This window comes from Rhizobium sp. CB3060 (genome assembly GCF_025200735.1).
Taxonomy (GTDB): Bacteria; Pseudomonadota; Alphaproteobacteria; order Rhizobiales; family Rhizobiaceae; genus Rhizobium.
Genome location: NZ_CP104159.1, coordinates 1,624,710 through 1,649,692, shown reverse-complemented (window position 1 = coordinate 1,649,692; position 24,983 = coordinate 1,624,710). Strand labels below are relative to the sequence as shown.

Here is a 24,983-nt window from a genome sequence, read left to right as displayed (position 1 = left end):
GACCATGAGGTGGACGTGTCAGACGCACCAGATGACTACATCCTGAAGCTGGAAGGGATCGGCAAGCGTTTCCCGGGCGTCGTGGCGCTCAAGGATGTTTCCCTGCGGGTTGGCCGCGGCAAGGGCCACGTTCTTCTTGGCGAGAATGGCGCCGGCAAATCCACCCTGATCAATCTGCTCGGGGGCGTCTTCAGGCCGGACGATGGCCACATCTCCTTTGACGGTAAACCCTATCACCCGGCCTCTCCGCTGGAGGCATTCAAAGCGGGCATCCGGGTCATCCACCAGGAACTGCACCCCCTTTCCAATCTCACCGTCGCCGAAAATCTGCTTTTCGAGCATCTTCCCCGCCGATACGGTCTGGTCAATTACAAGGAAATGAATCGTAGGGCCGCCGAGCTCCTGGCCGACGTCGGCCTCGATGTCGCCCCTACGACCCTGGCCAACCGTCTCAGCGTTGCGCAGCTCCAGCTTCTCGAGATCGCCAAGGCGCTTTGCTACGAAAGCAAGCTTCTGGTCCTTGACGAACCGACGGCAACCCTGACCTCCAAGGAGGTCGATCGCCTGTTCGAAATTCTGAAGCGGCTGAGAGGTCGCGGCGTTACGACGCTTTACATCTCCCACAGGCTCGAGGAGATCTTCGAGGTCGGCGACGACGTGACGGTGCTGCGCGACGGCCAGCATGTGATAACCCGTCCGCTTGCAGGATTGACCATCCCGAATATTGTCGAACTCATGGTCGGCCGCACGATTGCGGATCATGGCGTCTTTCGCAAGGACAGCGTGGTGTCCGGCGAGGCGCTTGGCGTTTCCGGTCTGAAAGTGACGCGACATAGTCCGGAACTGTCCTTCTCCGTCGGCAAGGGCGAAATCGTCGGCATAGCCGGCCTTGTCGGCAGCGGGCGCACCGAAGCCGTCCGGGCGCTATTCGGCGCCGACGTCAAAGCCGCCGGCGAGATCCGCATCGATGGCGAACTGGTCTCGATCCATTCGCCCAGGCAAGCGGTTGCCGCGGGCCTGTGCCTGGCGACTGAAGACCGCAAGATGCAAGGCTTGATGCTCGACATGAGCTGCGCGCAAAACACCACCATAACGGACCCAGCCAAGATCTCCCGCAAGGGATTGATCCTGCGCAAGGTCGAGGACGAGCATTCGCAGCGTCTCGTGCGCGAGCTTCGCATCAAGACCCCATCGATCCGCCAGGCGGTCAGGACGTTTTCCGGCGGCAATCAGCAGAAGGTGGTCATTGCCAAATGGCTTTTCCGTGGCCCCAAGGTACTGATTTTCGATGAGCCGACCCGGGGGATCGATGTGGGCGCGAAAGTCGAAATATATGAGCTTCTTTGGAAACTCGCCGCCGAGGGCAAGGGTATTCTGGTGGTCTCCTCCGATTTGCCGGAACTCATGGGTATCTGCCACCGCATCATCGTTTTGTCGAACGGGAAGATAGCCGGGGAAATAGCGCGGGAACAATTTGAAGAGAGCAGCATCCTCTCACTCGCTTACAAGGAGTACAGCCGTGTCCGGGAACGTTGAAAACAAGACCGATATGAAAGAGAGCCGTTTTTGGGACAGCCTCATTCGGATTTCGATGAAGGAAGCCGGCGTTGCGATCGCCCTTGTTCTGATCCTGGCGTTTTTCTCGGCGACGGCACCCTATTTCGCGACCCCGGAAAACTTCCTCAAGATCTTCGTTCAGATCGCCATCAACACCGTGCTTGCCTCGGGCATGACCTTCGTCATCCTCGTTGGCGGCATCGATCTTTCCGTCGGCTCGTTGCTTGCCCTTTGCACGGTCATCGGCGCGACGATCATGATCGATCCACGGTTTTCCCCATGGCAGGCGATTGTTCTGGCTTCGATCGCATCCATGGGAACCGGAGCCGTCCTTGGCGCGATCAACGGCTGGGTATGCGAGAAGTGGAAGCTTCCGTCCTTCATCGTGACGCTCGGCATGCTCAATGTCGCCAGCGGCTTGGCGCGCGTTGTCAGTGATAACTCCACCATCACCGGCCTCCCGCAGCCTTTCGTCGATTTCGGAAATCTGATCTTCTGGGGCATCTTCCCGTCGATCTTCCTGATTGCGATCGTTGTCGTCCTCATTGGCTGGTTCGTGCTGCGCTATACGGTCTTCGGACGCTTCGTCTTTGCGATCGGCACCAACGAAGAGGCCGTCCGACTGTCGGGGCATGAGCCGAAAAGATACAAGATCGCAGTGTTCACGATTTCGGGGTTCACCGCGGGCATTGCGGCCATGGTCTATCTGCTGCGCCTCAACGTCGGCAGCCCGGTTGCGGGCATCGGCTATGAATTGAATGCCATCGCCGCAGTCATCATCGGCGGCACCAGCCTTTCGGGCGGCAAGGGATCGATCGTCGGAACGCTGGTTGGTGCGTGCATTCTGCAGGTGCTGTCGACGGGATTGCAGCTATTGGGCGCTGACGACAACATCAAGCCGATCGTCATCGGTGCCGTCATTGTCCTGGCCGTCATTCTGGATAGCTATCGCGGCCGTTTGATGCGGATACTGGAAACGCGATAATCAATCGCAACGCTCAGATGATCTAAAGCAATTGTTAGGCGACATGGTCGAGGGGTAGCCGTTCGGATCCTTGTGGCATTTGCGGGCAGATGAGATTTGCGAGCATGTTTCGCGCCTCGTCCGGCGCAACATGGTGAGGCAAGTGCCCCACGCCTTCCAGCACTTTGATGAACGCCGCAGGGTGCTTGCGGCGTAACCAGTCTATGTGCAATGCCGGGTGGATGATCGCGTCCGACAGGCCGAAGAGCACGTGGATGATGAGATGGGGCGGCAGGCTCGGCAAGAGCTGCATATCGCGGTTGAATGCCCGCAATTCGTCGGCCATGGTTTGTACAGCGAGTGGATTGACAAGGTGGCTGGCGGGTAAGCCGCCGAGGCAAGCTGGGACGGTGTTCGGAAACGAAGATGCCCTCAAGCCTTGGCCGACGAAGAAGGTTGCACAACGGCTGATGACGTGCTGACGCACCAGGCCGCCCACCAAGGGAGCTGAGGCGGCCCTTAAGATGAGCATCGCTTTCGGCGGTACCGGGCTGCAACAGGGTGATATCAGGAAAAGCTTGCTTATGAGATCGGGCCTTCGCGCAGCCAAGTGCAGCGCAGGCGCGCTGCCAATCGAATGAGCAACGATCGTCAGGCCGGTAAAACCAGCGCAATCGAGGAAACGCTCAAGCCAGAATGATTGGCCGATCGGACCGCATTCAGCCGCTGGTATGGGTGTACTGAGACCATATCCCGGGCGGTCAGGGGCTATCACGCGAAACTCGCTATCCTCGAAAGGCAATAGCAATTCTTCGGCAATGCTGCCGCAGCCGTGAAGAAGGATCACCGGTTCCTTGTCGCGCACGCCCTTTTCGAGAAAATGAACCCGTCCATCGCCGATGGACCATATTGTGCCGACCTTGGGCGGGATGGGCTGCTTCCCTGACATGGCCAAAGAAACGCGCCTGCTTGCGCAAAGTTCCAAAGACAAGACGCGCCAGCATTGCCGCGCGATCGACGCAAGACGGTGGAGCCGCCACAGTGGGAACCAAGTCCCTGTCGCCTCGTTCCCGTCCTGTAGGAAGCAATAGGAGGAAACAATGTTTTCCGCAGACAATATTCGCGAGCATATGGAAGTACTGGCTGCCGACGGTGTGCATGTCGGGACCGTCGACGAACTTGATGGCGACACCGGTATCAAGTTGACCAAGAGCGACTCCGATGATGGCAAGCACCACCTCATTCCGCTGAATTGGGTCGATCACGTCGACGCTCACGTTCATCTCTCGAAGAATGCAGACGACGTCCGCAGTGAGTGGTCGACGCTCAATTGAAGGCGATCTGCCGCGTCCCGAGGGCGCGGCATTCCTGCAGAAGTCAAGCAGGCTACACCAGCGCTCCCGCCATTTCGTGCATCAATGAATGCGGCTAGTGGTGCTTAAAGTACTGAACTTCGCGCTCGTGCTTCTCGGCTGCCTCGCGTGACTTGAACGTGCCGAGATTTTTGCGTTTGTGGGTCTTCGGATCGACCTTGCGCGAGTAGAGACGATACTCGCCGGACTTCAGCTTGCGGATCATGACAGCCTCCTATGTGAGGTCATAACCGCTACCGGCCAATGTCGGTTCCCCGATTGATCCGAATATCGTCGCAGCTCTCGACACCTATGCCTTCGCACCGCCAGCCGGATTCAGGAGAATCTCGAGCGACACCGGCCGCAGACCTTGCGCGTCCACGCCGACGTCGTACTGTCGGGGAAGCGGTCTGAGCTTTCCGTGAGAGTGACCGTGGAGATTGATCGATTTCTTGCTCATCTTATTCCAGGTTCGAAAAGGATAGTGACAGAGGATCAGCAGGTGGTCGTCCAGGGTGATCTCGCTGTAGTGCTGAACGCTCTCCCAACCGCTTGCTTTAGTCGTAGCGTCCTGGTCGTTGTTCCCGATGACGAGATGCTTGCGGCCATTCAGCATTGAGAGAAGCTGATCACAATCCCCGCCGCGTGATGACATGAAGTCGCCAAGGTGCCAGACATCGTCCCCGGTTCCGACGATCTCGTTCCAGTTGTCGATCAGGGCGACGTCATGGAATGCCATATCGGGGAAGGGGCGCCGGTCGATCCTTAGGACGCGCGGATCGGCAAAATGGGTATCGCTTGTGAAATAGATCATTCGGCCAAAATGGCGGAGTTCGAGAGGAAACCAAGAGCTCTTTCGTGATTTGTATATTCGAGGCGGGATTGAGCAGTTCTTCAGGCAGACCGTCGCGCCATCTCGGCGAGGACTTCCAAAGGGTAGTTCTTGGATCATGCACATGGACGAAGAAACGAACGACAAATCCGCGACCCCACGCGTGGGTGCAACGACTGACTTGCCGCACGATCGAATGACGGTGCAGCGATTTCGGGAGGCGTTCCCTCGTGCGCGCTGGAGCGACAGTCTCAATGCGTGGTTCGTGCCTGGCCGTACGGCTCAGAGGCGCATCAGCCGCTGGTTGGCCGAGATGGAGGCGGAAGCCGACACATTCGCGGACGAAAAGGGCAGGGACGCCTTCGCATTCGATCCGATCGAAAGCCGCTATCTCGAAGCAGCGCCAGTATCCTTCCAAATCCGAACGCCGTATTCGCGGACCGTCATCAACGAGATCCGCGAAATCCCCTATGCCCGCTGGGACGCGGATCGGCGCCTCTGGACCGTGCCGTACCGCTCATTCGGCGAACTCCGGCAGCACTGGCCGGCGATCAAGGCGGCAGCCGAGCGCAGTGAGCCGGACGTAAGGCGAGCGCGGCGGGAGACAATCAGGGGAACCGAGGAGGACGAGGCATCCAAGGCACGAACAAGGGAGCGTCGCAGGAAGCGATATCCCGTCCCCTCCGATGATTGCCCGCCCTTCGAAAACGCAGTCGGCACGCATGTCGGGGTCGTCTTCTTCACCGGCACGGACGGAGAACTGGCGGACCCGGCGACAATCAGCGCGCACTATTTTCCCGCCGAAGGCAGGGAATACGTCTGGGTCTCCTGGCGGCAAGGCGGGCTGGAAGAATTGGTGACAACCTGGCCGGCACGAGTGGCACCGGGTCAAGACGACCTCGACCGGGGCTGGTGGTTGCCGACGCTGGAGGAATTGCGAGTCGCGCGACGCGATGCCAAATCCCGATGGCGAGCCAGACAGCGCCGGAACAAGGACAATTCCTTTTGAAGGGTTTCAAAGCTTGGCGCAGAACGCCGTTGCTTCTAGCGACGCCTGAAAGTCTTCACGGCGCGATGGGATAAAATCAGAAAGACGGCGATCCATACGACCGGATAGACTGGCAGCAATGCCAGATAAAGCCCGTTCTCGAAGATCGCGGCTTCGAACGTTTTCTTCGCCAACCAATAAGTCGGAACTCCGGTTGCGATGAGGATTGCCAGACCAAAGAGTGCTGGCTTCAAATAATGCGCGTACATTCCACTGTCCCCCCGGACAGCTTTCAAGCTTGCATCGAAAACTCGAAGATGTCGAGAGGCAGGGCAAGGCGTCCTGGTCGACGCCGTGCGGCAGATCGTTGAGGGTCGGACAATTCCTCCCCACATGTCTTATTTTATTTCTAACTAATGTAGGTTTCGCTATCGTTCGGCAATTCCATAGGAGGAGTTGGATGCAATACGTCGAGCCAAAGAAGGTAAGTCACAACACCGCGACGCGCGTATGGTCAGTCAAGGATTTTTGCAAACGGCACAGGCTGTGCAGCAAAGAGGAAACTCGACTTCTCCAGCTTTTTGGGCAGTTCGCGACGGCTAGCGAATTGCGATACAACACAACGCGCAGGCCGAAATGGCGTTGATTTGCGGAGGCGTGAGCGGCAGGCGGTTTCCCTCGGTTATGGGCGTCTGTCAAACAAAGCCCGCCACCCATGTGGGTGGCGGGCAACTTTTCCAGCAGGTCGCTCCGAGAACTAAGCCGAAAAGAGCGACGTTCAGTCTAATGACAGGGGCTTAGCGTACTTGATCAGAAAACGTCACTCCCGGTTTCCGGTTCCACGCCAATTCTTGAAATTGGGATGGGCCGAAAATACATCATTTCCAGTTGGTAACATGCGTTGGATGGGAGGAAAGGAATGATCAGCAGGTATCTCAGCAAGCGTGATTTGGCTCTCGATTCAATAGACTTGGACATTTGTCAGCGCGCTTTTGATGCCATTCTGCTCAAAAGGAATATTACGCGCGAAAGTGAAGAAGGCGAGGAAGTGGCAGCGATGATTATCGAGCTCTTCCGAGAAGGGATCCATGACGAAGATCAGCTCGTCGCTCTCGTCGGTATTAACGACAGCCATCGTCCGCTCAGTGGCGATAAATTCGCGCCTTGATGGAACAAATTGAGCGCAGCTCTATTTGAGGAATTGGTTGGGAAGTTCCCCCACTTTCCAACTGGCCTCCAAAGCCAGCCCGTCGCTGGTAGTGTCCCCGCCGGCGACGGGTTCTTGATCGATCCAAACTATAATGTCCCGAGCTGGCGCGGCTTGTTCCATAGCCATATGGACGAAGCCAATCGGTCAAGTGCAAGATTAGTCTGTGCTGATCTACTATCACCAGTTATGGAAAGCGTACGTATCAATCTTTTCAGACATGGCTGGGCTTCGCTCGCGTTGAGATGCCCTGGCCTTCGTTCGCACCCCAGCAATGCTCCATGGTTCAGGGATTTATGCAGGAGCTATAGCAAAGCGGTGATGCATCGCGATCGTCTGCGGCTAGCTCGGGCCGATGCCCATCAATTGGGACAATATGAGGAAATCTGCGACGATCTGGAGAAAGAAGTCCACGTCTATCTCAGCTTGTTGAATCCGCAGTCGTAGGCGTCAAATCGCCTCGAAATGGCGGCGGATCATCCCGTCTCTGGAATTGCCTCGGCGCCTATACGGTCGTGAGAATCCGGACATCGCCTTTGCGATCAATAACGTCGACCACGACATGGCGACCGGAGCGGCGTAAGGCGACATCCGCCGAGCCGGAACCGATCTGCAGGTGCCGCAGAATGACTTCATCAAGAAATATGGGAAGCTGCGGCTCATGGAAGCTGATCGGGCGCGCCATCCCCGGCAAATTACTTTTTGCCGATATTTCCAGATCGTTCGGCAGCCTTCAGCCCGTCATTCTGCAAATCCGCTTCGTCGGCAAGAATGGCGGCGGCTTCGCTGAGCAAAACGTCTTTGGCGTTCCTGCGGGCATTTTCAATGGCAAGATCAGCGCTCAGGCTGCGCTCGTTGGCTTCCAGGCCATCGTCGTTACCGGTATCCACGCCATCATTGATTTGCTCGCTCGCCTTGCGACGACTTGCCTGAGCAGCCAGCTCTTTGCGACGTTCGGATTCATTGAGGGAGACAACCTGTTTCTCACGCTGCGCCTTCAGTTCTGTAACATCTGTTACGAAGCGTTGGAAATCCGGATCGTTCTGCACCCGAGCATCGTGGCGGCTTTGCAGTTGCGGCAGCAATGCCTTTATATCGCCGGCAGGCGCATATTTCGCTGGCTTGACCTGCGTCCAGGGCAGGGCATTGTCAAAACTCGCCTCACCAAAGGTCTTGGGGTCCGAAAGGCCCGGCAAGCTGATGTCGGGCACCACGCCGCGTAGCTGTGTCGTGCCGCCATTGACACGGAAAAACTGGGCAACCGTCAATTTCAACTCACCGAATTTCGGCTTGCTGGTGTGCGCCACCTGATCAAGATTGACCACAGTTTGCACCGTGCCCTTACCAAAACTCGGTTCTCCGACAATCACGCCGCGACCATAATCCTGTATCGCTGCGGCAAAAATTTCGGAGGCCGAGGCCGAGCCACGGTTGATCAACACGCCAACCGGACCTGTCCATGCGGGTGCGGGAAAATCATCGCTTTCCACGTTCACGTCACCGCCGGCATCGCGTTGCTGAACGACCGGGCCTTTGCCGACAAACAGGCCCGTCAAATCGATGGCCTCGGACAGCGAACCACCACCGTTATTCCGCAAGTCAACGAGCACACCGTCGACGTTGTCTTGCTTCAGTTCAGCGAGAAGCTTGGCGACGTCGCGGCTTGCGCTTCTGTAATCCTTGTCGCCTTTTCGCCGCGCTTCGAAGTCTTCGTAGAAGGCGGGCAGGGTAATCACCCCGATCTTGCGAGTGGCATCGCCATCCTTTACCGAAAGGATCGTCTTCTTGGCGGCCTGTTTGTCGAGGCTGATCTTATCGCGCACCAGGCTGATGACATGGTGCTTGGCATCCGGGCCTGCCTCCGCCGGCAAGATGTCCAGGCGCACAGTGGAACCCTTTGCGCCGCGGATCATCTGCACGATTTCGTCGAGGCGTGTACCGACCACTTCCTTTATCGGGCCGTCCTCGCCTTGACCGACGCCGATGATGCGGTCCCCGACGGCAAGCTTGCCGGACAATTGTGCCGGGCCTCCAGCCACTAACTCGCGGATCGTCGTGTAGTCGTCCCTTTCCTGCAAGACCGCCCCGATACCAACCAGCGAAAGCTTCATTGAAATATCGAATTCAGCCGAAGCGCTCGCACCGAAATAGTCGGTATGCGGGTCGATCGATGTCGTATAGGCGTCCATGAACGTCTGGAAAACATCGTCGCTCTTGTACTTGTAGGCGCGTTCGAGGGAGTTTTCATAGCGTTTATCGAGCGTGTCGCGAATGCTGGCATCGTCTTTGCCCGCCAGTTTCAAGCGTAGCCAGTCGCTCTTGACGCGTTTGCGCCACAAGTCATTGCTTTCCGCTTCGGATTGCGGCCAGGGCTCCTTGTCACGGACCAGCGGATAGTCTTCCTGCACGGTGAAGTCGAGCTTCTGGTTGAGCAGACTGCGCGCATAACTCATGCGATCGACCACCCGCTGCTCATAAGTGTTGAAGATCGAAAATGGGATCTTCAAGTCTTCATGGTTGATGGCATCGTCAATCTTGGCGCCGTCAGCCATGAACCTGTCGATATCTGACTGCAGGAAAAGGACACGATCCGGGTCCAGGGATTTGATAAACCGATTCATGATCGTGCCCGATAAGGCGTCATCCAGCGGAACGGGCCTATAGTGGAAGCGCGTGAGAAATTGCGCGCTCAGATGAGCGGCTTGCGCTTGTTGCTGTAGCGGCGTCAAAACTGGTGGTGAGCCGGTTTCCAGAGCATATGCCGAGGGAGCAATTGCCAGGAACGCACAGAAGAAACCGCATTGTAGACGCATCAAGCTTCGATCCAATTCACATCGTTTGAGTCTTTAATGTGCGATGTTCGTGGAACAATTATGGTCTTTTGGCAACTAAACGAACGCGTTCTATCTGAATGTGGGTTTTACAAGTCCCGACCACAGATTCCGGCAGTGCGGATCTAGATCGATTTTTGTGGGCGCCGATCTGACAATTTGCGCCTCTTCATTGAAGCGTTCGCATTTGACATGTGTCGACGAGCAAACACCAATGGCGAAGTTTTGATATAAGCTGTCGGGTAGTCAGGGCATCACCTTGGTGTTGTCGCGATATCTTGCTCCCAACAGGGGAGAAAGATCGTCGTGACAGAAAATCTATCCATCGACGGGCACGTTCATTTCTTCACAGCCTCCGATCTTGCGGCTGTGGAGGGGCAGCTCCCTTATTTGCTGCCGTCACCCCATTCGCTATCCGACTATCTTGCCGACTTGGCGAGCGCCGGTATTTTCCCGAAACTTCTGAACAACGTGCATCTCAGCATTTTGCCGGATTCGTCTAATGTCTTCGCGTCGTTCGATGAGCTGGCGGCGCTCAAGGCGAAGTGGCCGGAACGATACGGAGACGTCCGGCTAGTCGGAACGATCAAGGCCGACCCGGCCTACGCGACCGTCGAACGGCTATCCCATCCCGATGTTTTTGGGATCAGGATCGTTCTTCACGATGCTCCGCCGGAAAGCATATCGGATCGCGCCTATCGCAGCGATGATTGGGTCGCGCTCATTGGCAGGCTCCGGGTGCAACAACACGTCCACATCTACGCCAAAGAGGCGGAGACGAACCTGCGAGTGCTGCGCCAAATGCCGGAGACAATCCGCGTCGTCATCGATCACCTCGGCTCATGCCATGCCGAGCGCGGTGCTGACGAGCCCAGCTATCACGCCTTGCTTGAGGAGGCCAAGCGCAGGGGAAACGTGTGGTTCAAGGGGCCTGGATACCGGACTTCGACCATATCGATGATGTCGTTCCTTTCGTGTCGGCAATCATCGCGACCGTCGGAGCGAACCGCGTTCTGCTCTCGGCCAGCGACGCTCCGCACGTTGGGGCGGGCAGCCAAGGCCACAGTTTTACAAGCCACTTCGATTCTGTGTCGGCGCTCAAATTCTCGGAGACGCTCGCTTCGGCGGTGAGTGCCGCCACTGACATACCTGTCTTTCGGCTGCTGAACGCTGCGGCGAACGACCTTTTCCCTTGTCCAGAAGAAAGTGAAACCATGACGGACATCATCGTCGAAAACATCACATTTCCCGTTGCGTACAATGACGCGACGATCAATCTGGCCGGCAGCGTGTTTCAGCCGGCTTCACCGGACAGGAGCCTGCCGTCGGTGGTTTTCAACTCCGGTTTTACGGGCGGCGTTTCGATGTATGGCCAGCTTTTTGGCCGGGCCTTGGCCGAGCGCGGCTATCGGGTGATGACCTATGATGTCGCGGGGTTCTTCACCAACAGGGATGTGCGGAACACTGCGAAGAAAGACGGTATCACCGTAACGAATGTCAGCCTTGTCGATCAGACGGCCGAGGTCCTGGCTGCCGTGCGGTGGGCGAGGGAAAACTTCGGTTCAATGCCCGTCGTCGCGTCTTGGGCGATGGGTTCGGTCGTCAGCCTTGCGGCAGTCGTTGAACTGGCCAAGCAGGGCAAGGAGCAGATCGCGTTTTGGGTGCCGATGAACTACACCAGCATTGCGGCCCTTCAGGATCTTCGGGCGGACAAGTCGGGTGCGGACGCTGCGATCAAGAGGCTGGCGGACGATGCGGCGATCCTGCCGTTCGACACCGGAACCGAGGCGACCAAACTCGGCTATTACCCGCTCGATACCGACACGCAGGAATATGTCGATCGCCAGCTCGGCGGATACACCGAGATTGGCGGCGTCGATCGTTGGCCGGGTTGCAGTCATGTGACGGCGAAGTCCTATAAGGAGTATGTAGGCTTCGACCCTGAGAAAAGCCTCAATGGCGCCAGCGGCTTTCCGCCGGCACTCATCGTGCATGGCGCTCAGAACACTCTACACATGCCTGAAGAGTCGAGCCGCCTACAGAAGCTCTATCCCGGCCGCGCAGGTGACGAGCCGCTTATCATCGAGGGCATGATGCACGGCCAGCAGAACCAGACCGACAATCCCATCTTCCACCAGCTCATCAAGGACATTGACCAGGCGATCCGTTCTGCCTGACACTGGATGAATTGGCGGGGGAGAAGGCGTCCGGCGGGAATGATGCAGCAGGGTATCGATGAAGGACGTCCGATACGCGTCGGATTGCTACTTCTTCCGCAGTTTTCCATGATGGCGCTCGCATCGGCGAGCGAACCACTCCGCGCAGCGAACAGGTTAGCCAGTCGCAAGCTATATGACTGGTGCCTCCTCTCGGAGGAAGGCGGTATAATTACGTCGAGCAGCGGCTTTGAAACGCGCACTATCTCGATCAGCGAGACCCCGCAGCTCGATAGATTGTTCGTTGTCGCCAGCCTCGATATCGAAAGCAAGCGACCAAAACCGATCCTGCAATTCCTGCGGAAACTTGCGGTAAGCGGGATGCCTATCGGAGCGTTGAGTACGGGCACATTCATTCTCGCGCGGGCGGGGTTGCTGACCGGCAAGCGGTGTACCCTTCATTGGGAATCCCTTCCGCAGTTTGCCGAAGAGTTTCCAGACATCGAAGTCACCCGCGAGCTTTATGTCCGGGACGGGAACCGCTGGACCTGCGCGGGCGGTACCGCCGCAATCGATCTGATGCTAGCGCAGATATCGGGTGACCACGGAGCTCAGCTCGCCGCCGACACGGCCGAGCAGTTTCTGCACACCCGTATCCGAGGGCCGGAAGAGCAACAGAGGATGGCGATCCAATGGCGCTACGATATACACGACGCCCGCCTCGCAGCCGCGATCGGCATCATGGAGCAGAACCTCGAATATATCGTTCCGATCAATGACATCGCGAAAAGGAGCAATCTTTCCGGTCGGCAGTTGGAGCGCTTGTGGCATCAGCATTTCGAAATGACGCCGCAGCGCTTCTATCTCAATGTCCGGCTGAACGCGGCTCGCCGACTGATCAAAGAGAGTTCCGAGACCATTGCGGCAATTGCCCTTCGCTGTGGTTTCGTGTCGGCATCGCACCTCGGCAGCGCCTACCGTCGCCTGTTCGGACATAGCCCCAGCGAAGAGCGTCGGAAATCGATGGCAGATATTCGTTTTTCCTCAGACCAAGGTCTTGGTTCCTTATAGGACTTATGTCTGAAGCCGAAAATCTTTAGTCCGAATGCCATAGATTATGCCTGGTGCTGCGCCAGCTTTTTCCGGCGATGGAAGCGGCGGGGGTATCCCACCGCCTTCGTCAGGCATGGAGAAGCTGGATGAACATGAACGGCGTCCTCAAAAACGGCGTCCTCGCCCCGGTGCTTGCTACAGGTTCCGTCGGCGGCGTCACTGGGTTTGCCGACACCGTTGTCAGGGGCAGCATTGATTGTGGCAAGTGAGCGAAGTGCCATCGTTGCGGTGGTAGTGCCAATGTTCAATGCCGAACGAACGATCGGCGCGACCTTGGCCAGTATCTGTCGGCAGACCCATGAGGCGCTGGATATCATCATTGTCGATGACGGTTCGTCGGATAGGTCGGCGTCGATCGCGGCCGCTTATGCGAAGCAGGATCGGCGGATCCGGATCATCCATCAGTCCAACAGCGGCGTCGCGGCAGCACGCAACAACGGAGCGGCTGCGACCGACGCAGAGTTTCTGGCCTTTGTCGATGCGGACGATCTATGGGCGCCGTCGAAGATCGCGCTTCAGCGGGAGGCGCTTGAGAAGGGCGGCTCGTCGGCCGGATTGGCCTATTGCTGGTTTGCGCTCATCGACGAGGATAGCCGCGTGTTCTCGCTCTACAATCGGCCGACCGCCGAAGGAGATGTACTCCAGCGCATGTGCAGAAAGAATTTCGTCGGCAATGGCAGCTCGATGCTCATGCGTCGTTCCGCGTTCGAAAAGGCAGGCGGGTTCGACCCCTCGCTGAGGGCGCGCAAGGCTCAAGGCTGCGAGGACCTGCTGATGTGCCTCAGAGTTGCGGAGAATTACGAATTTCGCGTGGTGCCGCAACATCTTGTGGGCTACCGCATGACTAACACGAATATGTCCAGCGATGTCATGCAGATGCTTCGTTCGTGCGAAATCGTTTTGGATGAATTTCGCGAGAAATATCCTGGGTATGGCACCGACCTAGACGCTCATCTGGCCGACATGATCCATTGGCTCGCAGTGAGGGGGTTCGTCGGCGGACGATTTTTCGACGGCTGTGATCTGTTGAAGAAATTCTTGGTGTTAGAACCACGCCTGGCGATTTCGAGCATGCCGAACATGCTGAATGTGTATTGTCGAGCTAGGCTGGTTCCCCACTGGATCAAGGCTCGGCTGAAGCGCTTGCGAAGCCAGAACGGGAAGTTTCGCCCTCTCTATATGGAAACGATCCGATGATGGTCGTCGCGCCATTCTTCACGAGCTTGCGACGGCTTTTCCGTCTGGCAGCGGCACCTGCCTGGGCTGGGCCGACCATCGTGGGGCTCGGGCTGGCCGCGGCGGTCCTCGAGGGTGCCGGTCTTTTCCTTTTCATTCCTCTCATTCAGAGCCTCGGCGCTTTGGCGCCGCAGCCGGGCAGATGGCAGGCGATTTTCGGCCAACTGCTGGCGTCCATTCCCGAACACCATTTGACGGCGTTCCTGGTCGCAGTTCTGTGCGTCACCATTCTCCTCAAAAATGTGGTCCATTTCATCAACACCTGGGTGACCCGGTATGTGGACGGTCTGGTCGCACATCAATTGCGGGCGAAGGTCTTCGATCAGACAATAAGCTCGTGCATCGACTACAGGGTCGAGAACAAGCGTTCGGACATCATCACGACGATTGCCAACAACACCTGGAAGGTCAGCCAGGGGCTGAGCCTTGCCTATCGATTGATGATCTGTTTCTGCACGTTCGTCGTTTTTGTTCTGCTGATGCTCCTGATTTCCGTCCGGCTGACGTTTTTCTCGATGATGTTTCTGCTTTTCGGCGCGATGGCCATTCGCCTGGCGACGCGCCGCGCCGACGAGACCGGCAAGGCCGTTGTCGAAGAGAACAAGCAGTTCGGCCTCAGGATGTGGGAAAGCATCAACGCGCTGCAATTGATCCGCGCTTTCGCCCAGGAAGACTATGAACGCAATCGCTTCCTGCAGACGTCAGACACGGTGCGGCGACGTCTCCTGAAACTCGACATGCTATGGGCTACTCCTGCACCGGTCTCGGAAATATCGATCACGATGCTGATCGGCGCGCTCGTTCTTATAGCTCAGTCGACAGACGTCGGCATTGCCGCCTTGGCCGCCTTTCTCTCGCTGCTCTACCGTCTTCAAGGTCCGACCCGGGAATTGTTGCAGTCGAAGATCGCATTGGATGGTCTTGCCGGCAGCATCGACGACGTCGACGATTTTCTGCGCAGGACGGAGAAACCCTTTCTCGCCCACGGGCTTCTACCGGCAGCAGCGCTCAACAAGGCCGTCGAGTTCCGGAACGTCTCCTTCCGCTACGATCCCGACCAGCCGCTGGCCCTGCAGGGCATCTCCTTCAGCGTTCCCGCAGGCAAAACCACGGCGATCGTCGGAGAGTCGGGTGCAGGCAAATCGACGGTCATGGCTCTGCTTTTTCGTTTCATGGATCCCACGTCCGGTGAGGTCGTCGCAGATGGGGTGCGCCTTCCAGAATTCGAACTCCGCAGTTGGCGAAGGCGCCTGTCGCTCATGTCGCAGGAAGTCCATCTCTTCAACGACACGATCGCGGCCAATATTGCCTATGGCGACCTTGAGGCCGGCAGGGCGGAGATACGCAAGGCGGCCGAGATCGCCAAGGCGGACGATTTCATCCGATTGCTTCCAGATGGCTATGAGACGCGCATCGGCGACCAGGGGATGCGTCTGTCGGGCGGACAAAGGCAGCGCATAGCGCTCGCCCGGACCATGCTTCGCAATCCCGATATTCTGCTGCTGGACGAGGCCACGAACGCGCTCGATGTCGAGACCGAACAGGCATTTCAGCTCGCGCTCGACGAATACTCGCATAACCGCACCGTTGTCGTGATCGCTCACCGGCTTTCGACCATTCAGGCCGCCGACCAGATCATCGTGATGTCGAAGGGTCGCGTAATCGAGACTGGCTCGCCGGCAGAGCTCTTCAAACGAGGCGGCCATTTTTCCCGGCTCCACGAGTTTCAACATGGCCGTGCCGCCACAATGGAAATTAATCGATGAGCTACAAGCTTACTGACATCGAACTGTCGGAACCCTTGGCGCCGATCGAGCTCTCGACCGAGCAGAACGGGGTCGGCCTCATCGCCCGATGGCAGGGACGATTGATTGGGTTCGAAATGATCGAACTATCGGCCGGATCGGTGATGACGGTCGAAAGGCTGAAAGCGCTTGCCGACGAGCGCTTTGCCGGGCGCATCGTCGTTGCAAAGCTGGAAGAGGAGCTGAGAGAACGGCAGCCGGTGGAGGAAGCGGCGCTGCCGAGCCTCAGCATTGCGATCTGTACCAAGGATCGCGCGCAGCGTCTTTCCCGGCTGCTAGGCTCGCTCGATCGGGTTCGAGGCGACCATTCCTTCCAATTCGTCGAAATCGTCGTGGTCGACAATGCTTCGGTGGATGCGGCTACACGCGAGGCCGTCGCGGGTTTCAGGGATATCCGTTATGTTTTCGAACCGAAGGCGGGACTGGATTTTGCCCGTAACGCGGCCCTTCATGCGGCCAGCGGCGATATCATCGCCTATCTGGATGACGACGTCGTGGTGGACCGCAACTGGCTCGCAGGTCTTGCCAAGGCCTGTCGTGAGAATCCTGGCGTCGGTGGTTTCACAGGCCTGGTGCTCCCATATCGCCTCGACACCGAGGCGCAGATCTTTTTCGAACGACGAGGAGGGTTTGGCCGCGGTTTTGCTCGAAGGGAGTTTCACAGAACCCGTTTCGACAATCCACTCCATCCCGTCGGGTCCGGCACTCTCGGTGCCGGCTGCAATATGGCCTTCAATCGCGCGCTGCTGATCCAGCTTGGCAGCTTCGATGAAGCGCTTGATACGGGAGCGCCGCTGCCTGGCGGCGGCGATCTCGACATTTTTTACCGCGTGCTGCGTTCGGGCCGCCCCATGATCTATGAGCCGCAATACGCAGTCTATCACGAGCATCGCGAAACCATTCCGCAGCTCAGGCGACAATACTGGACGTGGGGCCTCGGCATGATGGCATTTCTCGTCAAAAGCTATCGCACCGACGATGAAATGCGCGCGCAGCATCGCGCCCTAGTCTGTTGGTGGTTCTACGATCAGTTGAAGGCGCTTGCTCGCGCCGCAAGACGATTTCGCGGCCACGAGCTGCGTTTCGGCATGGCAGAGCTGTGGGGCGGAATCTACGGCCTTGCGGGCGAATACGACCGCTCGCGCGCGCGCATCCAGGCGATCCGGGAGCGCAACCCATGATGAAAGAGCGCTTTGAGGTTCGGCATATCGATCTTGCTGTCGCCAATGCGCCCGTAGAGAATGGGCCAGCATTGTCCATCTTCTGGTGGAAGGACCTGCCACTTGGAACACGGGCATCCCTGCAAGACGAACTGCCTTACGGAATCCCCCAGTTGCGCCAACTCACTGCCGAATATGCAGCCGCGCAACTGGAAGCGCGCAGCATCAACCTTGGTGCGCCACTACGCGCCACCTACGAAGGATGGCCCAAACGCGCACTCTCGCTTGAGGCCGCGCTGAAAGCGGAAGATCTGATCGAAAGCCTCGATGAGTTCGCAACCGCGTCTTCCGCTTCGGCGCATGACATCTCCGTGGTGATCTGCACGCGCGATCGCGATCCGGCGCTGGCTGACTGCCTTCGCAGCGTGGCAGCACAGCGCAGTGCCCCAGGGGAAATTATCGTCGTCGACAATTCCAGCAACGGAAATGCCAAGGGCGTGTGCGGAGAGTTCCCTGGCGTTCGTTATGTCCATGAGCCGCAGGCCGGCTTGAGCCGTGCCAGAAACGCGGGAATTCGTGCAAGCCGGCTGAATATCGTCGCCTTCACCGACGACGATGTCGAAGTCCATCCCGGCTGGACCGCAGAGATCGCGCGCGCCTTTGCGGACCGGGATGTGGATGCGCTCACTGGTCTGGTGCTGCCGGCGCGCCTCGACACACCAGCGCAACGCTGCTTTCAGTTCACCATGGGCGGCTTCGGGACCACTTTCGTGCCGCTCACCTTCGACAGTCGCTTCTTTGAAGAGACGCGGCCGAGCGGGGCGCATGTGTGGAAGATGGGCGCAGGCGCCAACATGGCCTTTCAACGATCCGTATTCGAGCGGGTCGGTCTGTTCGACGAACGCCTCGGCGCAGGAGCTGCGGGGTGCTCCGAAGACTCAGAACTCTGGTACCGGCTTCTGGCGACCGGCGGGGCGTGCCTCTACGAACCGCGGGCCGTCGTCTTCCATCACCATCGAAGCGACTGGCCGGGCCTCAAGCGGCAGATGAGCGCCTACATGAAAGGCCATGTGGCGGCGCTTGTCGTGCAATACGACAATTTCGGCGATCGTGGAAACATCGTGCGCATCTGCAAGCAACTGCCGGTCTACTTCCTGAAGACGTTCGTCAAAACGCTTTTCGAGGGTCAACCGGGCAGGCTCGGAATTTTGGCCTCAGAAATGCGGGGATGGTTGGCCGGGCTGCCGTTTCTTCTACGCTTCGGTTGGAGAAAGCGGCGGATACCAATGCGCGTAGCCGCTGGTGATGCGAAGGGAATAGCAAAATGATCAAGAAGGCGCCGCTTGGCCGGTTCCTGTCTGGGAACCCTTATCCGAATGGTCTGACGGATGGCCTCTTCTATCGTGAGAAGATGCGCGCCATCCATCGTGTCGCCCCGACCGAAACCGGCGGCTTCGGACGCGTGTTGGAAATCGGCGGAGGTCGCAGCGGCCTTGCCAGCATCCTCTACCCGGAAGCAGAGATCGTCACGCTCGACATCGACCCGGAACTGGGCGAGCACCAGCCCTCGTGGGCGAGATCGACCTTCATTTGCGGCAATGCCTGTTCGCTGCCCTTCGCCGACGGCAGCTTTGATATCGTCACCTTGTTCGACGTGCTGGAGCATATCAGGGACGATCGCCTCGCCGCACATGAGGCGTTGCGGGTAGTGCGGCCGGGCGGATATGTCCTCATCTCCACCCCTGAATCCAAATGGCACTATCCCTATTTCGGAGCCATGAAACGCCATTGCCCGCATGAGAGCGAGTTGATGCGCGAGTGGGGACATGTCAGGCGTGGGTATAAGGACCCGGAACTCACAGCTCTTTTCGACAGGCCGCCGGAACGGCGTGCCACGTTCATCAATCCCGCGACGGCGTTCTTCCATGACGTCTCGTTTTCGCACCTCGGACGCCGCCGCCGCAAAGTTCTTTATGCGCTCGCGGCTCCTGTAACGGCCATTGGTTATCTGATGCACCGGCCCTCCACGCGGGGTACCGAGACAGCATTCGCCTGGCGCAAATGACCGGTCATCGGACGCCGCGGGTGATCGCCCTCTTTCCTTGGGGTGACGTGATCGAGGAATTTCTCGAGCCGATTGGGCTCGAACTCCAGGATTTCGTCGAGCGGATGACGGGAGGTTGGCTGTTCGGCTATGCCGCCGCGCTGAGCTCGGTGGGCCACAAGCCCATCATTGTCTGCGCATCCGAGCGGGTGAGCAGAATTGAATGCTACGTGCATTCCGGCACAGGCACGCCTATCTGGGTCGCCCCGGCAAGGCGGTCCCGGCAGGGCCATTCTCCCGCCGCCTATAGCCTGCGGCGCTGGGCCGCGACGCCGCTCGCAGCCTTCCGCGAGATACTCATCCGCTCCCGATGCAATGTGCTGCTTGCCCAGGAATATGAATATATTCGCTTTGATGCGCTTGCATGGCTGGCGCGCCGCATGAAGGTCCCTTTCTACGCCAGCTTCCAGGGCGGAGATCGTACGCTGTCCTGGATCGAGGCCGATGCGCGGCAGCTTTCCCTACGCGCGTGCTCCGGCCTCATCGTCGCTTCCTCCGAGGAACGCGACCGCCTCGCCAAGGCCTATCCGCGCATTGCGCTCGACATCGCGAATATCCCGAATCCGCTGGATACCGGGGAATGGCGGGCGATGAACCGCATGGAGGCGCGAGCAAGCTTTGGCTTGCCGCAGGATGGTTTCATCGTCTTCAATCACGGGCGCATTGATATCCGCCGCAAGGGGCTCGATATTCTCCTGAAGGCTTGGGCGCGCTTTACCGACAATTCAACCGGCGAGCTGGTGATCATCGGTTCGGGCCAGGACAGCGAGGCGTTTGCAAAGCTCCTTGGCGAAAGCGGCCTGTCGAATGTGCAATGGCTTTCCAGTTACACGACCGACCGGCCTCTGATCCGGCGCTGGCTTTCGGCCGCGGATGCCTATGTCACGGCTTCCCGCATCGAAGGCATGCCGGTCGCGCCATTGGAGGCAATGGCCTGCGGCCTTCCTGTCGTCGCCACGGACGCGCAGGGTTTGCCGGACATTCTGGCTGATGGAGAGGCCTCCGGCGGCCTGATGGTGGGGCAGGAGCGGCCGGAGGAAATTGCGCAGGCCCTGGCGAGATTGAAAGATGATAGAGCGCTTCGAGCACAACTCGGTACGGCGGCCAGGAAACGGGTTACAGAAAAATTCTCGATCGAGGCGGTCGGTGCCGCTCTCGATGATTTTCTGACAAAGCCCCGAAGGTAAGGGTCACACCCGGCTGCGATACCAGGCGAGCGCCGTCTCTATGATGGTGTCGATATCGGAATGCCTGGGCACCCATCCAAGCTCCCGCTCTGCCTTGCCGGCCGCTGCGACGAGCGCTGGCGGGTCACCGGGTCTGCGGGGACCATAGGCAACGGGAAGTTGATGTCCGGAAACGCGGCCGACGGCGTCGACCAATTCTTTGACAGTCGTTCCGGTGCCCGTACCGAGGTTGTAGACATGCACGCCTCGGTCCCGCAATAGCTTTTCACCCCCAAGGACATGGGCATGCGCCAGATCGCTGACGTGGATGTAGTCGCGGATGGCGGTGCCGTCCCGTGTGTCGAAATCGGTGCCGTTGATGGTAAAGGTCCGGCTTGGTTTGATCGCCGCCTCTATGGCGAGCGGAACGACATGTGTCTCAGGTTCGTGCCGTTCGCCGATCTCGCCATCAGGGTCGCAGCCGGCTGCATTGAAATATCGCAGCATCACCGCATTGAGGCCGCGGGCACGCGAAAAATCCTCCACCATCCGCTCGATCATGAATTTCGACCACCCATACGGATTGATCGGCCACTGCGGATGCTCTTCGTCGATCGGGGTGCGCACCGGAATGCCGTAGGAAGCGCAGGTACTTGAAAAGATCAGCCTGTCGATCCCGGCCTTGAGCATCTCCTCGATGAGCACCAACGTCCCGAATGTGTTGTTCCGGTAGTAGAGTTCAGGCAATTCGACGGATTCGCCGACGTAAGCATAGGCAGCGAAATGCGCCACCACATCCGGTCGGTACTGGCGCAGCGCTGCCGCCATTGTCTCGGCGTCTGCTATATCGCCCTCAACGAGCGGTCCCCATTTGACCGCTTCACGCCAGCCGCGGGAGAGATTGTCGTAGGTTACCACCGACCAGCCCGCCTCGGCGAAAGCCTTGCAGCAATGCGATCCGATATAACCGGCTCCGCCTGTGACGAGGACAGTGCTCATTCCGCGGCGACCTGCTGCGAGCGGTCCGACGAAAGCAGGTCGTCAAAATAGGCGATCGTTTTGGCAAGCCCGCCCCGCAACCGGACCTTCGGCTTCCAGCCAAGCTCGCGCATGGCGAAGCCAATGTCCGGCTGCCGCTGCCTGGGATCGTCGGCAGGCAAGGGCAAGTATTTTATCGTCGATCGGCTTCCAGTCAGTTCTATGACGAGATTGGCAAGCTCCAGCATCGTAAATTCCGCCGGATTGCCAAGATTGATCGGGCCTGTGATCTCGTCCTTCGTCCCCATCAAACGAACCAGGCCGTCAATGAGGTCGTCGACGTAGCAGAACGAGCGTGTCTGCTGGCCATTGCCATAAACGGTTATCGGCTTGTTCTGCAGCGCCTGCACGACGAAGTTGGAAACGACGCGACCGTCATCGGGGTGCATCCTTGGGCCATATGTGTTGAAGATGCGCGCCACCTTGATCCGGAGCCGGTGCTGTCGCCAGTAATCGAAAAACAGGGTCTCGGCGCAGCGTTTGCCCTCGTCGTAGCAAGAGCGCGGTCCTATCGGGTTCACCCGGCCCCAATAATCCTCCTGTTGCGGATGGATCTCGGGATCGCCGTAGACTTCGGAGGTGGAGGCCTGGAGGATCTTTGCGCCGACCCGCTTGGCGAGGCCCAGCATGTTGATCGCGCCATGGACGCTGGTCTTCGTCGTCTGCACCGGATCGAACTGGTAGTGAACCGGACTTGCCGGGCAGGCGAGGTTGTAAATCTCATCGACCTCTATGTAGAGGGGAAAGGTAACGTCGTGGCGGATGATCTCGAAAGACCTGTCGTCAAGCAGGTGCGCGACGGTACTTTTGCGTCCCGTAAAGAAATTATCGACGCAAATAACTTCATGTTTTTCCTGCAAAAGCCGTTCACACAGGAACGATCCGAGGAAACCTGCACCACCAGTAACTAGGATTCGCTTCGTTTGCATGGCCGATTATCTCGCAGCTCGTTCGGTGACGTTGCCGCCGGCGGAAACCATGGCAAGCACCAGGGCGACGATGCTGTTCTTGAGGACGTCGTTCATGTTCTCGACCCTTCTCCAACGCTTTACGAAGGCGGTCGGATTGCCCGCCGCTTCCATCGCCGGGGAGACGTGGCGCAGCGGTAGGTATAATCTATGGCGTTAGGACCAAAGATTGTTGTCTTTGGACGAAGGTCCTATAATGAACCGGACGTTAGTCTGAGGCAGAGCGAAGTTTCTCAAGCCGTGGCGTTGCCGTTTTGGTCGGCTCAATATCCCTGTACCGGCAGCGGCGCGTCCGGATTGCGCTGGAACCACTCGATATCGCGGGCCACCTGGTCAAGCTGATCCTGGACATCGCGCTGATTGCGGCGGATATCGTGAAGCTGGTCTTCCAGGTCCTCGATCTGTCGACGCAAATCCGATCTGTCCTGATCCTTTGCCTCCCTGAGTTTCCTTGAAAGGGCGTCTATGTTGGATTCCTTGAATCTTTGGTCGTCCTGCATGGAGCTCAGTTGCGATTGCAGCGAGTGCTGCCGGTTGCCCAGCCCATAGCCCCGCAGGAATCCTGCCGCAGTCGCCGGCGGGCAGACATTGGCATAGGCGCTGCCGGCCTGTCCGCTCGCAAGCCCGCTCATCGGCGTGCAGTAACGGACGAGGCCTGTCTGATAACCCTGATACCAGATCGTCTGGTCGGGCACGATCTTGGCCCTCTCGCAGGATTTGGCGTGGGCGGCGAAGCGCTGTTGCGGATCATATCCCGCCGCCCCATCGGTCTCACCGATGACCCGCCAGTCGGCGGCAATACATTCCTCCTTGGAAAGAGTATTGCAGGAAACCAGAAAAAGGCTGCAGCCGATGGCTGCAAGTAAAAGTAATAAGCGAAACATAGTGATCCATTAGGGCTAAAATAATGGAGCACACCGTAACTGCGAAAATCCCACCTGTCACCGCAGCCATGGCTGGAATCTGGCAATTCTGTGGTTTTTACGTGTCAAAACTACAGCGGCCATCTCCTGCAGATAGTCAGGTCGAATAGGAGGAGGTCGCCGCCTTTCTGAATCAGCCTGCGCAGCGCGATCTGAATGGCGATCTTGCCGTGTTGCGAGGGGACTATTCGGCCGATTGAGCAAAGGTCGGACGAAGATTGCGGTAGCTCGCTCCCGGATGCGGCGCAACGAGCCGTGGCCCGCTACCGCCGAGTTTTTCGCGCAACGTTCCCTGCCGATAATCGGTCTTGTAGACGCCGCGCCTTTGCAGCTCCGGCACCAGCAGATCCACGGCGTCCTCGAAGCTTTCCGGCGTTACGGCATAGGCGAGGTTGAAACCGTCAACGTCGGTATCCTCGATCCATTCCTGCATGAGATCCGCGACCGTCGAAGGCGAGCCGACGAACACCGGCCCGAAGCCGCCGACACCGACCCAATCGGCCATTTCTCGGACCGTCCATTCCTTGCTCGGATCGATCGTCGTGAAGGTCTCTACGGCCGATTGGACAGCATTGGTATGGCGGTGACGCAGCACTTCGTCCGGGCCGAACTGGCCGAAATCGATGCCGGTCCAACCCGAGATCAGCGTCAGCGCGCCTTCGAAAGACGCATAGTTTCGATATTCGTTGAATTTGCGCTGGGCTTCCGCATCCGTCTCGCCGAGGACGACGGTCTGCAGATTGAAGGCAAGTATGTCCCTCGGATTTCGGCCAAGTCGTTCTGCCGCCTGACGGACATTTGCGACATAGCGCTTCAGCACGGCCTTGGAGGGAGCGGCGACGAAAATGCATTCGGCATGCGCCCCGGCGAAATCCTTGCCGCGGCTGGAGGCGCCAGCCTGATAGAGCACCGGCGTTTTCTGCGGCGACGGCTCGCTCAGGTGAATGCCGGGAACGTTGAAATACTTTCCGGAATGGCGGATCGGATGCACTTTTTCCGGATGGGTGAAGATGCCCTTTTCGCGGTCGCGCACGACTGCATCGTCTTCCCAGCTCCCTTCCCAGAGCTTGTAGCAGACCTCGAGATATTCTTCGGCGAGATCATAGCGATCGTCGTGGTTCGTCTGTGCCGGCTGTCCGATGTTGAGCGCGCCGCTGTTCAAATAGGAGGTCACAATATTCCAGCCGACGCGTCCCTTGGTCAGGTGGTCGAGCGTCGAGATCCGGCGAGCGAACGTGTAGGGATGCTCGAAGGAGAGCGAGGCGGTCAGCCCGAAGCCGAGATGTTCAGTCTCGTAAGCCATGGTTGGAATGAGCTGCAGCGGATCGTTGACCGGCACCTGCGCCGAATGGCGAAGCGCGGCATCGACGTTTCCATTCAGCACGTCATAGACGCCGAGCACATCGGCTATGAACAGGCCATCGAATTTGCCGCGTTCCAGCGTCTTTGCCAGATGTACCCAGTAATCGAGATCCTTGTATGTCCAGGACCTGTCCCGCGGGTGCCTCCAAAGCCCTGGCGACTGATGTCCGACGCAATTCATATCGAAGGCGTTCAGCCTGATTTCTCGGGTCATATTGATT

25 protein-coding genes are annotated in these 24,983 nt (G+C 58.4%); 15 read left to right on the top strand and 10 right to left on the bottom strand.

Translation table 11 applies throughout. The features are described from left to right. Positions 1–15 precede the first annotated feature (15 nt). Both N2601_RS26950 and N2601_RS26945 read left to right on the top strand, forming a co-directional pair. Entirely contained in the window at positions 16–1,536 is a 1,521-nt protein-coding gene (locus tag N2601_RS26950; protein WP_104827962.1) for a sugar ABC transporter ATP-binding protein, read from the top strand. Beyond that, a complete protein-coding gene (locus tag N2601_RS26945) occupies positions 1,520–2,542 on the top strand; it encodes an ABC transporter permease (protein WP_104827443.1) in 1,023 nt (340 codons plus the stop codon). The genes N2601_RS26950 and N2601_RS26945 overlap by 17 nt, the downstream gene beginning before the upstream one ends. Positions 2,543–2,576: 34 nt before the next feature. On the opposite strand, the gene N2601_RS26940 is transcribed toward N2601_RS26945, so the two are convergent. Then, entirely contained in the window at positions 2,577–3,386 is an 810-nt protein-coding gene (locus N2601_RS26940) for an alpha/beta hydrolase (protein WP_311319449.1), read from the bottom strand. Between the two features lie 235 nt (positions 3,387–3,621). On the opposite strand from N2601_RS26940, the gene N2601_RS26935 reads away from it, so the two are divergent. Next, positions 3,622–3,855, top strand: coding sequence for a DUF2171 domain-containing protein (locus N2601_RS26935; protein WP_104827441.1), 234 nt, complete (start codon positions 3,622–3,624; stop codon positions 3,853–3,855). A 94-nt stretch (positions 3,856–3,949) separates the two neighbouring features. Here the strand turns inward: N2601_RS26935 and N2601_RS26930 are convergent, their stop codons facing one another. Both N2601_RS26930 and N2601_RS26925 read right to left on the bottom strand, forming a co-directional pair. Next, positions 3,950–4,099 carry a hypothetical protein gene (locus N2601_RS26930; RefSeq protein WP_016553206.1) on the bottom strand — a complete coding sequence of 50 codons (150 nt, stop codon included), beginning with the start codon at positions 4,097–4,099 and terminating at the stop codon, positions 3,950–3,952. Positions 4,100–4,183: 84 nt separating this feature from the next. Continuing rightward, positions 4,184–4,687: a metallophosphoesterase family protein gene (locus N2601_RS26925; protein WP_104827440.1), complete on the bottom strand. Its 504-nt coding sequence runs from the start codon at positions 4,685–4,687 to the stop codon at positions 4,184–4,186. 142 nt (positions 4,688–4,829) lie between these two features. Here N2601_RS26925 and N2601_RS26920 point away from each other — a divergent pair, with 142 nt between their 5' ends. After that, positions 4,830–5,714: a hypothetical protein gene (locus N2601_RS26920; protein WP_104827439.1), complete on the top strand. Its 885-nt coding sequence runs from the start codon at positions 4,830–4,832 to the stop codon at positions 5,712–5,714. Positions 5,715–5,749: 35 nt separating this feature from the next. On the opposite strand, the gene N2601_RS26915 is transcribed toward N2601_RS26920, so the two are convergent. Continuing rightward, the gene (locus tag N2601_RS26915) at positions 5,750–5,962 is read right to left on the bottom strand and encodes a hypothetical protein (protein ID WP_104827438.1); all 213 of its coding nucleotides are present in this window, start codon (positions 5,960–5,962) and stop codon (positions 5,750–5,752) included. A gap of 650 nt (positions 5,963–6,612) precedes the next feature. Between N2601_RS26915 and N2601_RS26905 the strand changes: the two genes are divergently transcribed. After that, entirely contained in the window at positions 6,613–6,861 is a 249-nt protein-coding gene (locus N2601_RS26905; protein WP_104827436.1) for a hypothetical protein, read from the top strand. A 544-nt stretch (positions 6,862–7,405) separates the two neighbouring features. Here the strand turns inward: N2601_RS26905 and N2601_RS26900 are convergent. Both N2601_RS26900 and N2601_RS26895 read right to left on the bottom strand, forming a co-directional pair. Further along, the gene (locus N2601_RS26900) at positions 7,406–7,585 is read right to left on the bottom strand and encodes a hypothetical protein (RefSeq protein WP_260305288.1); all 180 of its coding nucleotides are present in this window, start codon (positions 7,583–7,585) and stop codon (positions 7,406–7,408) included. Positions 7,586–7,595: 10 nt separating this feature from the next. After that, entirely contained in the window at positions 7,596–9,713 is a 2,118-nt protein-coding gene (locus N2601_RS26895) for a carboxy terminal-processing peptidase (RefSeq protein WP_260304386.1), read from the bottom strand. Between the two features lie 324 nt (positions 9,714–10,037). On the opposite strand from N2601_RS26895, the gene N2601_RS26890 reads away from it, so the two are divergent. From N2601_RS26890 to N2601_RS26845, 10 genes are all read left to right on the top strand, one after another. Next, positions 10,038–10,862, top strand: coding sequence for an amidohydrolase family protein (locus N2601_RS26890; protein ID WP_260304385.1), 825 nt, complete (start codon positions 10,038–10,040; stop codon positions 10,860–10,862). 83 nt (positions 10,863–10,945) lie between these two features. Further along, complete coding sequence (locus tag N2601_RS26885) at positions 10,946–11,908, top strand: alpha/beta fold hydrolase (RefSeq protein ID WP_260304384.1); 963 nt, start codon at positions 10,946–10,948, stop codon at positions 11,906–11,908. 39 nt (positions 11,909–11,947) lie between these two features. Continuing rightward, the gene (locus N2601_RS26880) at positions 11,948–12,958 is read left to right on the top strand and encodes a GlxA family transcriptional regulator (RefSeq protein WP_260304383.1); all 1,011 of its coding nucleotides are present in this window, start codon (positions 11,948–11,950) and stop codon (positions 12,956–12,958) included. Positions 12,959–13,086: 128 nt separating this feature from the next. After that, a complete protein-coding gene (locus tag N2601_RS26875) occupies positions 13,087–13,209 on the top strand; it encodes a hypothetical protein (protein ID WP_260304382.1) in 123 nt (40 codons plus the stop codon). A gap of 31 nt (positions 13,210–13,240) precedes the next feature. Then, positions 13,241–14,197 (top strand): glycosyltransferase family 2 protein, encoded by a 957-nt coding sequence (locus tag N2601_RS26870; RefSeq protein WP_260304381.1) that lies wholly within the window; start codon positions 13,241–13,243, stop codon positions 14,195–14,197. Beyond that, complete coding sequence (locus tag N2601_RS26865; protein WP_104827430.1) at positions 14,194–16,002, top strand: ABC transporter ATP-binding protein; 1,809 nt, start codon at positions 14,194–14,196, stop codon at positions 16,000–16,002. The genes N2601_RS26870 and N2601_RS26865 overlap by 4 nt, the downstream gene beginning before the upstream one ends. Further along, on the top strand, positions 15,999–17,222 hold the full coding sequence (locus tag N2601_RS26860) for a glycosyltransferase family 2 protein (protein WP_104827429.1): 1,224 nt from the start codon (positions 15,999–16,001) through the stop codon (positions 17,220–17,222). The genes N2601_RS26865 and N2601_RS26860 overlap by 4 nt, the downstream gene beginning before the upstream one ends. Continuing rightward, a complete protein-coding gene (locus N2601_RS26855; protein ID WP_260304380.1) occupies positions 17,219–18,529 on the top strand; it encodes a glycosyltransferase family 2 protein in 1,311 nt (436 codons plus the stop codon). Before N2601_RS26860 ends, N2601_RS26855 begins: the two co-directional genes overlap by 4 nt. Beyond that, positions 18,526–19,266, top strand: coding sequence for a class I SAM-dependent methyltransferase (locus N2601_RS26850; protein WP_260304379.1), 741 nt, complete (start codon positions 18,526–18,528; stop codon positions 19,264–19,266). The genes N2601_RS26855 and N2601_RS26850 overlap by 4 nt, the downstream gene beginning before the upstream one ends. Then, positions 19,263–20,492, top strand: coding sequence for a glycosyltransferase family 4 protein (locus tag N2601_RS26845; RefSeq protein WP_260304378.1), 1,230 nt, complete (start codon positions 19,263–19,265; stop codon positions 20,490–20,492). Before N2601_RS26850 ends, N2601_RS26845 begins: the two co-directional genes overlap by 4 nt. Positions 20,493–20,495: 3 nt before the next feature. On the opposite strand, the gene galE is transcribed toward N2601_RS26845, so the two are convergent. The 4 genes from galE to N2601_RS26825 form a co-directional block, all read right to left on the bottom strand. After that, entirely contained in the window at positions 20,496–21,470 is a 975-nt protein-coding gene (gene galE, locus N2601_RS26840) for a UDP-glucose 4-epimerase GalE (RefSeq protein WP_260304377.1), read from the bottom strand. Further along, positions 21,467–22,438 carry a UDP-glucuronic acid decarboxylase family protein gene (locus tag N2601_RS26835; protein WP_104827424.1) on the bottom strand — a complete coding sequence of 324 codons (972 nt, stop codon included), beginning with the start codon at positions 22,436–22,438 and terminating at the stop codon, positions 21,467–21,469. The genes galE and N2601_RS26835 overlap by 4 nt, the downstream gene beginning before the upstream one ends. A gap of 302 nt (positions 22,439–22,740) precedes the next feature. After that, positions 22,741–23,361 (bottom strand): DUF2799 domain-containing protein, encoded by a 621-nt coding sequence (locus tag N2601_RS26830; RefSeq protein WP_260304376.1) that lies wholly within the window; start codon positions 23,359–23,361, stop codon positions 22,741–22,743. Between the two features lie 223 nt (positions 23,362–23,584). Further along, on the bottom strand, positions 23,585–24,976 hold the full coding sequence (locus tag N2601_RS26825) for an LLM class flavin-dependent oxidoreductase (RefSeq protein WP_260304375.1): 1,392 nt from the start codon (positions 24,974–24,976) through the stop codon (positions 23,585–23,587). Positions 24,977–24,983: the final 7 nt, after the last annotated feature.

Coding starts and splice junctions, on each gene's coding strand:
- N2601_RS26835 (WP_104827424.1), bottom strand. CDS start 22,438: ATGCAAACGAAGCGAATCCTAGTTACTGGTGGTGCAGGTTTCCTCGGA.
- N2601_RS26895 (WP_260304386.1), bottom strand. CDS start 9,713: ATGCGTCTACAATGCGGTTTCTTCTGTGCGTTCCTGGCAATTGCTCCC.
- N2601_RS26920 (WP_104827439.1), top strand. CDS start 4,830: ATGGACGAAGAAACGAACGACAAATCCGCGACCCCACGCGTGGGTGCA.
- N2601_RS26900 (WP_260305288.1), bottom strand. CDS start 7,585: ATGGCGCGCCCGATCAGCTTCCATGAGCCGCAGCTTCCCATATTTCTT.
- N2601_RS26830 (WP_260304376.1), bottom strand. CDS start 23,361: ATGTTTCGCTTATTACTTTTACTTGCAGCCATCGGCTGCAGCCTTTTT.
- N2601_RS26845 (WP_260304378.1), top strand. CDS start 19,263: ATGACCGGTCATCGGACGCCGCGGGTGATCGCCCTCTTTCCTTGGGGT.
- N2601_RS26870 (WP_260304381.1), top strand. CDS start 13,241: ATGTTCAATGCCGAACGAACGATCGGCGCGACCTTGGCCAGTATCTGT.
- N2601_RS26865 (WP_104827430.1), top strand. CDS start 14,194: ATGATGGTCGTCGCGCCATTCTTCACGAGCTTGCGACGGCTTTTCCGT.
- N2601_RS26915 (WP_104827438.1), bottom strand. CDS start 5,962: ATGTACGCGCATTATTTGAAGCCAGCACTCTTTGGTCTGGCAATCCTC.
- N2601_RS26905 (WP_104827436.1), top strand. CDS start 6,613: ATGATCAGCAGGTATCTCAGCAAGCGTGATTTGGCTCTCGATTCAATA.
- galE (WP_260304377.1), bottom strand. CDS start 21,470: ATGAGCACTGTCCTCGTCACAGGCGGAGCCGGTTATATCGGATCGCAT.
- N2601_RS26850 (WP_260304379.1), top strand. CDS start 18,526: ATGATCAAGAAGGCGCCGCTTGGCCGGTTCCTGTCTGGGAACCCTTAT.
- N2601_RS26935 (WP_104827441.1), top strand. CDS start 3,622: ATGTTTTCCGCAGACAATATTCGCGAGCATATGGAAGTACTGGCTGCC.
- N2601_RS26925 (WP_104827440.1), bottom strand. CDS start 4,687: ATGATCTATTTCACAAGCGATACCCATTTTGCCGATCCGCGCGTCCTA.
- N2601_RS26880 (WP_260304383.1), top strand. CDS start 11,948: ATGATGCAGCAGGGTATCGATGAAGGACGTCCGATACGCGTCGGATTG.
- N2601_RS26930 (WP_016553206.1), bottom strand. CDS start 4,099: ATGATCCGCAAGCTGAAGTCCGGCGAGTATCGTCTCTACTCGCGCAAG.
- N2601_RS26885 (WP_260304384.1), top strand. CDS start 10,946: ATGACGGACATCATCGTCGAAAACATCACATTTCCCGTTGCGTACAAT.
- N2601_RS26855 (WP_260304380.1), top strand. CDS start 17,219: ATGATGAAAGAGCGCTTTGAGGTTCGGCATATCGATCTTGCTGTCGCC.
- N2601_RS26875 (WP_260304382.1), top strand. CDS start 13,087: ATGAACATGAACGGCGTCCTCAAAAACGGCGTCCTCGCCCCGGTGCTT.
- N2601_RS26860 (WP_104827429.1), top strand. CDS start 15,999: ATGAGCTACAAGCTTACTGACATCGAACTGTCGGAACCCTTGGCGCCG.
- N2601_RS26825 (WP_260304375.1), bottom strand. CDS start 24,976: ATGACCCGAGAAATCAGGCTGAACGCCTTCGATATGAATTGCGTCGGA.